Genomic DNA, 12,950 nt, shown 5'->3' with positions numbered 1-12,950 from the left:
GGCTCCGCCCCGGACGCCGCGCCTCGAACGCCGACCAGGCCGGGGCCGGGGCGGATGCGGGTGGCTCGGGGGGTGTGGGTGTTGCCGCCTGTCCTCGTGCTCGGGGCGGTGTTCCTGTATCCGCTCGGGCTGGTCGTCCAGCAGTCGTTCAGTCCCGAGAACGGCGGTGGTGCCTTCGACGCGTATGCCTCCGTCTTCGCCTCGCAGAGCTTCCGCGAGGCCCTCGGGACCACCGTCTGGCTGGCCGTCGGCGCGACCGTCGGGTGCCTCGTACTCGGCTTCGTGCTCGCGCTGATCATCGCCTTCGTGCCCTTCCCCGGGGCCCGCGCCGTCGCCAAGTTCATCGACGTCTTCCTCTCCTTCCCCTCCTTCCTCATCACCCTCGCCCTCCTCTTCGTCTACGGAACGGTCGGCATGGCCAACGGCCTCGTCACCGACCTCACCGGAGCCGCCGAGGGGCCCTTCCACTTCCTCACCACCCCCTGGGGCGTCCTGCTCGCGGAGATCACGTACTTCACGCCCTTCGTGATGCGTCCGCTGCTCGCCGCCTTCTCCCAGCTGGACGCCGCCCAGCTGGAGGTCGCCGCCGGCCTCGGCGCCCGGCCCGCCCGGATCGTGCGTCGGGTGATCCTGCCCGAGGCGCTCCCGGCCCTCGCCGCGGGCGGCAGCCTCGTCCTCGTCATGTGCCTGAACGAGTTCGGGATCGTCCTGTTCACCGGCGCCAAGGACGTCACGACCCTCCCGATGCTCATCTACGGCAAGGCCATCCTCGAATCCGACTACGCGGCCGCCTGCGTCGTCGCCGTCGTCAACATCGCGATATCCGTCGGCCTGTTCGGCCTCTACCGGGTGGTGGGCAAGCGTGCTGGTGCATAGCAAGACCGGCCGCTGGGCCGCATGGGGCCTCTTCGGCCTCCTCTTCCTGCCGCTGTTCGCGCTTCCCCTGCTCGTCGTGGTCGCGGCCTCCTTCGCCACCCACTGGTCCGGGGCCTTCCCCTCCGGACCGACCACCGAGAACTACGCGGCCGCCGTGCGCGGCGAATCCCTCCAGGCCTTGACCACCAGCCTGGTCACGGCCCTCGCCGCGAGCCTGCTCGCGCTCGCCGTCGGCACCTGGGCCGCGCTCGCCGCGGCCACCCTGCGCACGCGGGGGAAGCGGCTCCTGGACGCGCTGTTCGTGCTGCCCGTCGCCGTGCCGTCCGTGGTCGTCGGCCTCGCCGTGCTGGTCGCCTTCAGCCGGCCGCCGGTCCTGCTCAACGGCACCAGCTCGATCGTCATCCTGGCGCACACGATCCTTGTCACGGCGTTCGCCTACCAGTCGGTCTCGGCGGCGATCGTACGGCTCGACCCCGCCTACGAGCAGGCGGCCGCCTCCCTCGGCGCCCGTCCCGCGTACGTGCTGTGGCGGGTCCGGCTCCCCCTGTTGCTGCCGTCCCTCACGGCCGCGGCCGGCCTCTGCTTCGCCCTGTCCATGGGCGAGTTGAGCGCCACGATGATGCTCTACCCGCCGGACTGGATGCCCCTCCCGGTCCGCGTCTTCACCGCCACCGACCGCGGTTCGCTCTACAGCGGCTCCGCCGTCGCCGTGGTCCTGATGGCCACCACCCTGCTGGTCCTCCTGGCCGTCTCCCGCGTCCGTACCAGGGCCTCCTACCGCTGAACCCCGTACGCGCTCCGTACTCACCCCCGTACGTACCCCCGTTCGGACGCCGTTCGGACCCGTGCTCCCCACCCCGCCGACTCCCTTTTCCCGTAAGGAAGTTCCATGACCGGCAAGAGACTCCTCCGTACCGCCACCGTCGTCACCGGCGCCCTCGCCCTCGCCTCCTTCCTCACCGCCTGCGGTGGCGGCTCCTCCGCCGCCGACTCGAAGGGCGGCGAGAAGATCGTCACCGTCTACAGCGCCGACGGCCTCAAGAGCGAGAAGGGCGACGGCTGGTACGACAAGGTCTTCGCGGACTTCACCGCGAAGACGGGCATCGAGGTCAAGTACGTCGAGGGCGGTTCCGGCGAGATGGTGCAGCGCGCCGTCCGCGAGAAGACCAACACCCAGGCCGATGTTCTGATCACCCTGCCGCCCTTCATCCAGCAGGCCGACGGCAAGGGCCTGCTCCAGTCCTACCGGCCGCAGGGCTCCGACAAGGTCAACGGCGCCGACAAGGCGGCCGACGGCAGGTGGACCTCGGTCGTCAACAACTACTTCGGCTTCGTCTACAACAAGAAGGAGCTCCCCGAGGCCCCCAAGACCTGGGAGGAGCTGCTGGACGCCACGTACAAGGGCAAGCTGCAGTACTCCACCCCGGGTGTCGCGGGCGACGGCACCGCCGTGCTCATCAAGTCGATGCACGACTTCGGCGGCAAGGAGCCGGCGATGGAGTTCCTGAAGAAGCTCCAGGCCAACAACGTCGGCCCGTCCTCCTCCACCAGCAAGCTGGCACCCAAGACCGACAAGGGCGAGCTGCTCGTGGCCAACGGTGACGTCCAGATGAACTTCGCGCAGTCCAAGTCCATGCCGAACCTGGGCATCTGGTTCCCGGCGAAGGAGGGCGGCAGGCCCACCAGCTTCGCCCTGCCCTACGCGGCCGGTCTGGTCGACAAGGCCCCGCACACCGAGAACGGCCGCAAGCTGCTCGACTTCCTGCTCAGCGTCGAAGCCCAGCAGCAGGTCAGCGCGGTCGGCGGCGGCTTCCCGGCGCGCACCGACGTCAAGCCGACCGACGCCAACGCCGTCGCACTCACCCAGCTCATGACGGGCGTGGAGATCTTCGAGCCGAACTGGGCCGACATCGACAAGAACCTCACCGGTTACGTCGACGCGTGGAAGTCGGCAACCGGAAGCTGACCGGTTACTTGCCGGCCATCCCCGCCCGGCAGAGTGACCTTTGTATAACGGGTCTGGACCGAAGACCGCACCCTCGGTCCGGACCCGAGCACACCGGAACGCCGCAGACCCGAACGCCGCACACCGGTACGTCGCAACGCCCCCGCTCCTTTCGCCGCTCACTTGCTCCCAGGAGGAGTACGTGTCCCCTGTCCTGTCCGGACGTCGTGCCATCGCCGCGACCGCCGTCACCTCCGCCCTGATCGCCGCCACCCTCGCGGCCACCCCCGCCGCCGCGGCGGCGAACACCGACAAGGTCCTCGTCATCGGGATCGACGGCGCGGTCCTCGACCGCGTCAAGGTCGCCGCCGCGCCGAACCTGAACGGCCTGATGGCCCAGGGCCTGACCGCCCGCAGCACCCTCTACGCCGGCCCGATGGCCGCCACCTCCTCGGGCCCCGGCTGGTCCACCATCGCCACCGGGGTCTGGCCCGACAAGCACGGGGTGAAGGACAACTCCTTCATCGGCAAGAACTACGCCGCCCACCCGGACTTCCTGACCCGCATCGAGAACGCCAAGCCGGCGCTCAACACCTACGCGGCCGCCGACTGGGAGCCCATCACCTCCACCGACCAGAACGGCCCGATCTTCTCCTCCAAGGTCGACAAGCGACTCTCCCTCAAGGGCGACCGCGACGGCTACCGCACCGAGGACCCCAAGGTCGCCGCGGCCGCCGCCGCCGAGCTGCGCGACCAGAACCCGGACGCCGCCTTCGTCTACCTCGGCGAGATCGACGCGGCCGGCCACTCCTACGGGGCGGCGAGCCAGCAGTACCTCGACACGATCGCCCGCGTCGACACCCTGGTCGGTCAGCTCCTCACCGCCGTCAAGAACCGCCCGACGTACGCCCAGGAGAACTGGAAGATCCTGGTCAGCACCGACCACGGCCACACCGACTCCGGCGGCCACGGCGGCTCGACCATCCAGGAGCGCGGCACCTTCGTCATCGCCAAGGGCCCGGGCATCCCGGCCGGTTCCGTCCGCTCCGACGTGCGCCTGGTCGACGTCGCCGCCACCGCGCTCGCCCAGGTCGGCGTCAGCGGTACCGGACTCGACGGCATCCCGCTGAACGCCCCGGACGACGATCCCTTCGACACCCTGCGCCCCAACCTCCAGGCCCGGGTGGACGAGACGGGCATCCCGGCCGGGGTGAAGGGCTTCACGCACACCCCGCCCGCCGGCTGGTCCGTCGACAACTCCAAGATGGGTACGGGCGGTGTCACCGAGTGGGCCGGCTGGGCGTTCGCGACCGACGAGTTCTGGACCCAGGCGCAGCGCGACCAGTGGCGCGAGCTGAACGTCCGCTCCCGTGACGTCTTCGCCGTCGCCGACTCCGACGAGTGGGACGACAAGAGCCACACCGGCACCTTCGACTCCGCCCTTGTCACCCCCAAGTGGGCGGTCAGCGGCGGCAGCACGCGGAATCTGACCTTCCAGACGCACTACCGGCACGAGGCCGGCCAGACCGCCCAGGTCCTGGTCTCCTACAACGGCGCCGCCCCGACCGTGGCGAAGACCTACACCGCCGACGCCGTCGCCAAGGCAGAGTCCCTCGCCCTCCAGGTCCCCGCCGGCGCCACCGACGTCCAGGTCCGCTTCCGCTACAGCGGCACCAACAACTGGTTCTGGACCGTCGACAACGTCCGCCTGGGCTGACCGCTCCCGCGCCCCGGATCACGCTCCGGATCACGCTCCGGGTCCGGGCTGTGGACGGCAGGGACGTCCACAGCCCGGCCCCGATAGGGTGGTAGAGACCAGAGGTCGCAGGTCACCGAGAGCGGAGAACAATCCAGTGGCAGAGCGCAAGCCGATCGAATCCTGGCTCACCGACATGGACGGGGTCCTCATCCACGAGGGCACCCCGATCCCCGGCGCCGATGCCTTCATCAAGCGGCTGCGCGAGTCCGGCAAGCCCTTCCTGGTGCTGACCAACAACTCGATCTACACCCCCCGCGACCTCCAGGCCCGGCTGAGCCGCATGGGGCTCCAGGTCCCCGTCGAGAACATCTGGACCTCGGCGCTGGCCACCGCGAAGTTCCTCGACGACCAGCGTCCGGGCGGCACGGCCTACGTCATCGGCGAGGCAGGTCTGACCACCGCCCTCCACGACATCGGCTACATCCTGACCGACCACGAGCCCGACTACGTGGTGCTGGGCGAGACCCGGACGTACAGCTTCGAGGCGATGACCAAGGCGGTCCGCCTGATCAACGCGGGCGCGCGCTTCATCTGCACCAACCCCGACGAGACCGGCCCCTCCACCGAGGGCCCGCTGCCGGCCACCGGCGCCGTCGCCGCGCTGATCACCAAGGCGACCGGCAAGAAGCCGTACTTCGCCGGCAAGCCGAACCCGCTGATGATGCGTACCGGCCTGAACGCCATCGGCGCGCACTCGGAGACCAGCGCGATGATCGGCGACCGGATGGACACCGACGTCCTGGCCGGTCTGGAGGCGGGCATGCAGACCTTCCTCGTCCTCACCGGCCTGACCACCGAGCAGGACACCGAGAAGTTCCCGTTCCGCCCGACCAAGACGGTCGCCTCGATCGCGGATCTGGTCGACCTGGTCTGATCCGTTCCCGGGCAGGGCGTACGGCGTACGGCCGAACGGGCGTACCGCGTTTGGGGCGTACGGCCGACACGTACGGCGCCGCTCCGGATGCGCGACGGCGCGCCGCGCGTGAATCTCCTTGTCGAGGAGGTTCACCATGCGCAGTGTTCCGATCGCTGTCCGCGCCACCGCGATGGCCGTCACTCTGGCGGCGTTCTCGGTGGTGACCGCGCCGATCGCCCTCGCGGGCGAAGAGGACCGCGGTGACCGCGGCGACCGCGGCAGCGTCACGGTCGACCCGAATCCGGCTCACCCCGGAGCGCAGGTCAAGCTGCGCGTCCAGGGGTGTGACGGCACCCGCGGAGCGGCCAAGTCCGCCGCCTTCGTTTCGGACGTCGACCTCTACGGCCGCGACGGCGGCCGCAGCCCGCTCTACGGCGACGCGATGATCAGCTCGCACGTCTCGCCCGGCTGGCACTCCGTCCGGGTGATGTGCGACGGCCACGAGAAGTTCAGCGGCTCCGTCCAGATCGCCCAGTACCGCCCGTCCCACCACCCCAGCCCCGTCTGGCCGGTCCACGCGGGCGGCGGTGGAATGGCGGCCGAGCTGGCGGCGCAGCCGGTCAAGAAGGCCCACGGCACCGACGGCCCGGGGCTGCCGCACACGGTGATCGGCGCCGTCCTCGCCGCGGTGGCCACGCTGGCCGTCGCGGGCCGGGCGCTGGCCCTGCGCCGCCGCCGCAGCGGCGAGTGAGGTCGGTGAGGGCCAGGTGAGTGAGGACAAGGCCTCGGCGGGCGGCCGGCTGCTGACGTTCGCCGCCTGGGCGGTGCTGGTGCTCGGCCTGTGGCTGTGGGGCCGCCAGCTCACCGTGGCACCGGCCCCGCCCGCCGGTCAGGCCGGCGGGACGGTGGGTCCGGGGCTGCCGGCCGCGCACGCCCCGCTCGCCGCGGCCCCGCCCCAGCGCGTCGACGTACCGTCCATAGGCATCCAGGCCCCGGTGATCTCCCGGGACCTGGACAAGGACGGCGCGATCGACCCGCCCCCGTACGACCAGCCGGGCACGGTGGGCTGGTGGGGCCGGGGCACCCAGCCGGGAGCGGCCGGGACGGCGCTGATGGTGGGGCACGTGGACACCCGCTCCAAGCCCGCCGTGTTCTACGGCCTGAGCTCCGCGCAGCCGGGCGACAAGGTGCGGGTGGTGCGGACGGACGGATCGGTCGCCGAGTTCACGGTCGAGGACGTACGGGTCTACGAGCGCGCGGCCTTCGACGCCCACAAGGCCTACGGCCAGCGGGTGCGGGGCCGCGCCGAGCTGAGGCTGGTGACCTGCGGGGGCACCTACGACAAGGCGGCCAAGGAGTACACGGCGAACGTGGTGGTCTCCGCCTATCTGACCGGCGTCGGAGCCCGTCCGGGCGCGCCGGGCACCGCGGCCTGAGCGGAAAACGAAGAAGCCCCTCGCAGCTTTCGCTGCGAGGGGCTTCTTCCGTCTGTGCGCCGCCAGGGACTCGAACCCCGGACCCGCTGATTAAGAGTCAGCTGCTCTAACCAACTGAGCTAGCGGCGCTTGCTGACAGGGAAAACTCTACCCCACCTCCAGGGGTGCCCGTGACCAGCCACGCCCGCCTTGTCCGATTAACCCATGTTTGACGGGTTTATCGTGCACCATATGTCTGCGCCTGCCGCATCTGATGCTTTATCAGGTGCGGCTCCGGTCGACCAGTGGACCAGTGGACGAGTGGATGAGCAGGGGAGTGGACGGATCCGCATGACGATGCAGCCTCCGACGCATGTGCAGATGCCGATGCCCGGTTTCGAGGAGTACGAGCCCGCGGGCGACTGTGCGTGCCGGGGCTGCGCCCAGCGCCGCCGCGCCCTCGCCCGCGCGCGGGCCATACCGCTCCGGGACGGGGGGCACCCGGCCGCGCGCGGCGCCCGCAGGGCGCTGGTGCTGGCCACCGCCGCGGGAGTGGTCCTCGGTGGCGGCAGCGCGACCGCGGTGGCCCAGGTCGCCCCGCCCCCGGGGCCGGCGGCCCTGGACGACCCGAGCTCCCCGCAGGGCGCCCGGACCCCGCTGCACGGCCCCAAGGGCGGCCCGGTGGGGAAGCCCGGCGCTCCGGCCCAGCCGGGCGCGGTGCGACGGATCGACCGCGCGACGATCATCAACCGGGCGAAGCTGTGGCTGGACGCGGGGGTCCCGTACAGCATGTCCGAGTACTGGACGGACGGGTACCGACAGGACTGCTCGGGCTACGTCTCCATGGTCTGGAACCTGGGGTCGAACGAATGGACCGGCAGCCTCGACAAGTTCGCCACCAAGATCTCCAAGGATGACCTGCTGCCGGGGGACATGCTCCTCTTCCACAACCCGGCGGACCCCAACAACGGCTCGCACGTGGTCATCTTCGGCGGCTGGGTCGACTCGACGCGCACGCACTACGTCGCCTACGAGCAGACGCGCCCGAACACGCGGAAGCTGGCCACGCCGTACGGGTACTGGAGCAACGCGACGAAGTACGTCCCGTACCGGTTCAACGGGGTCCCGGGCGGCCTCCTCCCGGACGCCCCGGCCGGCCCCAAGCCGGGGGACGCGACGGTCTTCCCGGGCGCGGACAAGTTCGCCCCCGGCGCCACCAACGACCACGTGGCCCAGCTCGGCCGGATGCTGATCGAGCGCGGCGCGTACCGGTTCTACCCCAAGGGGGTGGCCGACCGGACGTGGAGCGACCACGACAAGCTCGCCACCGCCGCCTTCCAGCGCGCACAGGGTTGGACGGGCGCGGACGCCGACGGCATCCCGGGCGCGCACACCTGGAAGCTGCTCGTCGAGAAGCAGGGCAAGAACATCCCGCCGACGGTGGCGGCCGCGCCCGGACCGGGCGGGGTACGGGCCTACCCGGGTGCCGCGGTGTTCCGCCCGGGTCAGTCGCACGAGGCCATCAGGGCGCTCGGTCGTCAGCTGGTGAAGAAGGGCTTCGGCAAGTACTACACATCCGGTCCGGGCCCGCGCTGGAGCGAGGCCGACCGCCGCAACGTCGAGGCCTTCCAGCGCGCGCAGGGCTGGACCGGCGCTTCGGCCAACGGCTACCCGGGCCCGGAAACCTGGCGCCGGCTGTTCGCATGACGGAGGTAACGATGTTCCCCACGCGCACCACCTCGACGACGGGCACCCTCCGAGTGCCGCCGCTGGCCGCCCCGGTGGCGGTCCGGTCGGCGGATCCCGCCCCCGCCCCCGCGCCCGCCCCCGCCCCGGCTCCTGCCCCCGCGCCCATGGCCGTGCCGGCGGCGGTCCACCCCGGGTGGGCCGCGGAGCCGACGCCCGTGCCGGAGCCGGCCTACGCGGCCGTGGCCGTCGCGGCGCCGCGCGAGGCCGCCGCCCCGGAGCACGCCGTCGCCGCCGAGACCTCCTTCGGCTGGGCCGCGGCGCAGGCCGCCCGCCCGGCGCCCGAGCCGACGCACGGCTGGGAGGTGCCGGCGGCCCGGGCCCACCCGTACGACGAGGCCGACCAGGGCGCCGCCGACCCGTCGGCCGCCGCCGGCCTGGACATCCCGCACCCGCAGGAGCCGGAGGCCCCCGTCGAAGGGGCCACCCTGCGCCTGCGGACCACCGAGGTCCACCCCCGGACCGAGCCGGACGCCGTACCCCGAGCCGAACCCGAACCCGAACCCGCAGCCGCCGCAGCCGCCCCCGAGCCGGAAGCCGTGTTCGAGCCCGAGCCCGACTTCGAACCCGAACCCGAACCCGAACCCGAGCACGAGTTCGAGCCCGAGCCCGGACCGGCCACCACGCCCGAACCCGGGACCGCGGCGCCGCACTCCGGCATCCCCGGGCCCGGACCGGTCGAGATCGTCGCCCAGGCGGTGGCCCGCGGCCTGGACGACGGGGCTGCCACGCCGGACCTCCCGCACTCCGGAGTCCACCGGGGCACCTCGGTCACCGAGGTGCCGGTGCACCTCCCGTTCCGCGGTACGCGCCGGCTGCCGGTGGTCCCCGCCCCCGCACCCGCCGCGGCCACCGCACCCGCCCCCCGCGCCCCGCGCCCCGCCCCCGGCCGCCGTGTCCCGCGCGGCGACGACCGGCTCCGCGAGCACCGCGGCCCGGTGCTGCCCGGCTGGGTCGGCGTGGCCGTCGGCGGGCTCGCCCTCGCCGGCTGCGTGGCCGTGCTCTGGCGGGCCGGGGCCGTCCCCGCCGCCTTCGTCGCCGCCTTCGGGGCGGCGCCCCGCGCCTACCAGGGCCTGCGCGCCACCCACTGGCCGCCGCTCGCCTTCCTCGGCATCGTCGCCCTCGTGGCGCTCGGCGGACTCGGCCGGTCCCGCACCGGCCACGCCTGGGTGCTCACCCTCTTCGGCCGTTACCGCGGCACGGTCCGGCGTACCGGCCTGACCTGGGTGAGCCCCCTGCTCCTGCGCCGGCGGGTCGACGTACGCCTGCGGCACTGGCGCAGCGACCCGATGCCCGCCGTGGACTCGGGCGGCCTCGCCCTCCAGGTCGTCGTCCAGGTCGTCTGGCAGGTCCGGGACACCGCACGCGCCACCCTCGCCGTCGAGGACCACACGGAGTACCTCGCCGAGCAGGTCGAATCGGCGATGGCCCGCGTGCTCTCGCAGCTGCCCGCCGACGCCTTCCACGAGGACGCCCCGACCCTGCGCGACGCCGAGGCCGTCGGTGACGCGCTGACCCGGATGCTGGCCGCCGAGACCGAGGCCGTCGGGATCGAGGTGTTCTCGGCCCAGCCGACCCGGATCGAGTACGCGGCCGAGGTCGCCGAGGCCATGCGCCGCCGTCGGGTCGCGGCGATCGACGCCAAGCACCGGGACACCGTGCTGACCTCGGTCGTGGACGCCGTCGACGACACCGTCCACCGGCTGACCTCCCGCGGGCTGGTCGAGCTCGACGACTACGAGCGCAAGGCGCTGGTGAAGGACCTCACGGTCGCCTTCTACACGGGCCGCTCCGAGTAGGGGCGCCGCCGGGGGCGGGAGCGCGCGGGAGAACGGGTGGCCGGAAGGTGACGGACCACCCGTTCTCCCATTGGTATGGACATGGCCAACTCTCGTCAATAATCTGGGACTTGGTCTAGACCTGATCCCCACACGCGCGCGCTCTCATCGAACTCCCCCCACGTTCAAGGAGCATCATGCGTCCCATCCGCATGCCCGAACGGGCCGGCGTCGCCATGCTCGGCCTCGGCCTCGTCGTCGGAATCACCCTCGTCAGCGCCCCCACCGCCAGCAGTCACGGCTACACCGACACCCCGATCAGCCGCCAGAAGCTCTGCGCCAACAAGACCGTGTCCGACTGCGGCGCGATCCAGTGGGAGCCGCAGAGCGTCGAAGGCTTCAAGGGGTTCCCGGCCGCCGGCCCCGCCGACGGCAAGATATGTTCCGGCGGACTCTCGCAGTTCTCCGAGCTCGACAACCCGCGCGGCGGCGCCTGGCCCACCACCAAGGTGACCAGCGGGCAGAGCTACGCCTTCCGGTGGCAGTTCACCGCCAACCACTCCACCACCGACTTCAAGTACTACGTCACCAAGAACGGCTGGACCGGCACCAAGGCCCTCACCCGCGCCGACCTCGAACCCCAGCCCTTCCTCACCGTCGCCTACAACGGCGCCCGCCCCTCGATGACCACCGTCCATCAGGGCGCCATGCCGAGCGGAAAGACGGGCCGGCACCTGATCCTGGCCGTCTGGACCGTCAACGACACCCCGATGGCCTTCTACGCCTGCTCCGACGTTCAATTCTGACGTAACGTCAGCTAACCTCCGGCGGCATGCGGACGACGACTGCACCCGACACCGTCGCGGAGCTCATAGCGCGCCGATGGGGCGACCACCGGCCCGGGCTGATGCACCAGGACACCGAGCGGCACGTCCTGACCCACCACCGGACCGCCCAGGAGGCCGCCGCACGCGCCGCGCTCCTCGTCGACCTCATGCCCCCGGGGGCCGAGCCACACCTCGGGGTCCTGCTCGACAACACCCCCGAGTTCCCGTTCTGGCTCGGCGCGGCGGCCCTTGCCGGGGCCGCCGTCGCCGGGATCAACCCCACCCGGCGCGGCCCCGAGCTGGCCCGCGACATCCTGCACACCGACTGCCGGATCCTGATCACCGAGCGGGCCCACCTGCCGCTGCTGCGCGGCCTCGACCTGCCCGGCGTCCGCGTCCTGGTCACCGACACCGAGGAGTACGAGGCCCTGCTCGCCCCCTACGCGGCGGCCGAGCCCGGCGAAGCCGCCCTGCGGGCCCCCGCACCCGATTCCCGGTTCCTCCTCTACTTCACCTCCGGCTCCACCGGCGCCCCCAAGGCCGCCATCTGCACCCAGGGCCGGCTCGCGGCCGCCGGCGCCGCGCTGGCCCGCCAGTTCTCCGTCACCCCGGACGACGTCCACTACGTCTGCATGCCGCTCTTCCACGGCAACGCCGTCATCGCCGACTGGCTGCCGGCACTCGTCGGCGGGGCCCCGGTGGCGCTGCGCCGCCGCTTCTCGGCCTCCGCGTTCCTGGACGACGTACGGGCCTACGGAGCCACGTACTTCACCTACGTCGGGCGGGCGATCCAGTACCTCCTGGCCACCGAGCCCCGCCCCGACGACCGCGCCCACACCCTGCGGCTCGGCTTCGGCACCGAGGCCGGGGCGGTGGACGCGGCCCGCTTCGCCGAGCGGTTCGGGGTCCGGCTGGTGGAGGGCTACGGCGCCACCGAGGGCGGCGCCTCCGTCCAGCGCACCCCGGACACCCCGGCCGGCGCCCTGGGCCGCGCGGGCTCCGGCGACGACCTGGCGGTGATCGACCCGGCCACCGGCGCGGAATGCCCGCCCGCCGTCCTCGACCCGGACGGGCGCCTGCTCAACGGCTCGGCGGCGATCGGCGAGCTCGTCAACCGCGGCCGCAGCCTCTTCGAGGGGTACTGGCGCAACCCGGACGCGGAGGCCGACCGCACCCGCGACGGCTGGTACTGGACGGGAGACCTCTTCTTCCGCGACCCGGCGGGCTTCCTCTACTTCGCGGGCCGCACCGACGACCGGCTCCGGGTCGACAGCGAGAACCTCGCCGCCGCGGTCATCGAGAACATCCTGGCCCGCTGGACGGACGCGGCGGCGGTCGCCGTCTACGCCGTCCCGGACGAGGTCGCGGGGGACCAGGTCATGGCGGCCCTCGCCCTCCGGGACGGCGCGGCCTTCGACCCGGACGCCTTCGCGGACTTCCTCTCCCGCCGGCCCGACCTGGGCACGAAGATGGCCCCGCGCTACGTCCGCGTCGTCCGGTCCATGCCGACCACGGCCACGAACAAGATCCACCGGGTCTCCCTCCGTCACGAGGGCTTCCGCTGCGCGGACCCGGTCTGGCACCGCTCCCCGACCGGGGGCTACCGCCGCCTCGACGAAGCCGCCCTGACCGCGCTCCTCGCGACCTACGCGGCCCAGGGCCGCTCCGACCTGCTGCGACGGCCGGGGACACCTCCAGCTGGGAACGACCGGCCGGGCGGCGGCGTCGAAGCCCCCGGCGGGCCGTGA

Annotated in this window: 11 protein-coding genes and 1 tRNA gene; 11 read left to right on the top strand and 1 reads right to left on the bottom strand. The window is 72.5% G+C overall.

All coding sequences use genetic code 11. The annotated features are described in order from the left end of the window. Positions 1-54: 54 nt before the first annotated feature. From OG624_RS16095 to OG624_RS16065, 7 genes are all read left to right on the top strand, one after another. On the top strand, positions 55-876 hold the full coding sequence (locus OG624_RS16095; protein WP_371639528.1) for a 2-aminoethylphosphonate ABC transporter permease subunit: 822 nt from the start codon (positions 55-57) through the stop codon (positions 874-876). Further along, positions 863-1,660, top strand: a complete 798-nt coding sequence (locus OG624_RS16090; protein ID WP_033224776.1) for an ABC transporter permease — start codon at positions 863-865, stop codon at positions 1,658-1,660. Before OG624_RS16095 ends, OG624_RS16090 begins: the two co-directional genes overlap by 14 nt. Before the next feature lie 105 nt (positions 1,661-1,765). Continuing rightward, positions 1,766-2,842 carry a 2-aminoethylphosphonate ABC transporter substrate-binding protein gene (locus tag OG624_RS16085; RefSeq protein WP_371639527.1) on the top strand — a complete coding sequence of 359 codons (1,077 nt, stop codon included), beginning with the start codon at positions 1,766-1,768 and terminating at the stop codon, positions 2,840-2,842. 181 nt (positions 2,843-3,023) lie between these two features. Beyond that, complete coding sequence (locus tag OG624_RS16080; protein WP_371639526.1) at positions 3,024-4,538, top strand: alkaline phosphatase family protein; 1,515 nt, start codon at positions 3,024-3,026, stop codon at positions 4,536-4,538. Between the two features lie 136 nt (positions 4,539-4,674). Next, positions 4,675-5,454 carry an HAD-IIA family hydrolase gene (locus tag OG624_RS16075; RefSeq protein ID WP_030016791.1) on the top strand — a complete coding sequence of 260 codons (780 nt, stop codon included), beginning with the start codon at positions 4,675-4,677 and terminating at the stop codon, positions 5,452-5,454. A gap of 136 nt (positions 5,455-5,590) precedes the next feature. Further along, complete coding sequence (locus OG624_RS16070; protein WP_033224779.1) at positions 5,591-6,187, top strand: hypothetical protein; 597 nt, start codon at positions 5,591-5,593, stop codon at positions 6,185-6,187. Between the two features lie 16 nt (positions 6,188-6,203). Then, complete coding sequence (locus tag OG624_RS16065; RefSeq protein ID WP_033224781.1) at positions 6,204-6,872, top strand: class F sortase; 669 nt, start codon at positions 6,204-6,206, stop codon at positions 6,870-6,872. Positions 6,873-6,927: 55 nt separating this feature from the next. Here the strand turns inward: OG624_RS16065 and OG624_RS16060 are convergent. Then, positions 6,928-7,001 (bottom strand) — tRNA-Lys (locus OG624_RS16060). Positions 7,002-7,232: 231 nt separating this feature from the next. On the opposite strand from OG624_RS16060, the gene OG624_RS16055 reads away from it, so the two are divergent. From OG624_RS16055 to OG624_RS16040, 4 genes are all read left to right on the top strand, one after another. Beyond that, positions 7,233-8,558, top strand: coding sequence for a peptidoglycan-binding protein (locus OG624_RS16055; protein WP_033224833.1), 1,326 nt, complete (start codon positions 7,233-7,235; stop codon positions 8,556-8,558). Next, a complete protein-coding gene (locus OG624_RS16050) occupies positions 8,555-10,396 on the top strand; it encodes an SPFH domain-containing protein (protein ID WP_371639525.1) in 1,842 nt (613 codons plus the stop codon). The genes OG624_RS16055 and OG624_RS16050 overlap by 4 nt, the downstream gene beginning before the upstream one ends. 215 nt (positions 10,397-10,611) lie before the next feature. Continuing rightward, positions 10,612-11,181, top strand: a complete 570-nt coding sequence (locus tag OG624_RS16045; protein WP_371594611.1) for a lytic polysaccharide monooxygenase auxiliary activity family 9 protein — start codon at positions 10,612-10,614, stop codon at positions 11,179-11,181. Between the two features lie 26 nt (positions 11,182-11,207). Then, the gene (locus OG624_RS16040; RefSeq protein WP_078909596.1) at positions 11,208-12,950 is read left to right on the top strand and encodes an AMP-binding protein; all 1,743 of its coding nucleotides are present in this window, start codon (positions 11,208-11,210) and stop codon (positions 12,948-12,950) included.

Source organism: Streptomyces virginiae (genome assembly GCF_041432505.1).
In the GTDB taxonomy this organism is placed as follows: Bacteria; Actinomycetota; Actinomycetes; order Streptomycetales; family Streptomycetaceae; genus Streptomyces; species Streptomyces virginiae_A.
Note: the sequence above shows the minus strand (reverse complement) of the source record. Positions and strands in the feature narration are given on the sequence as shown.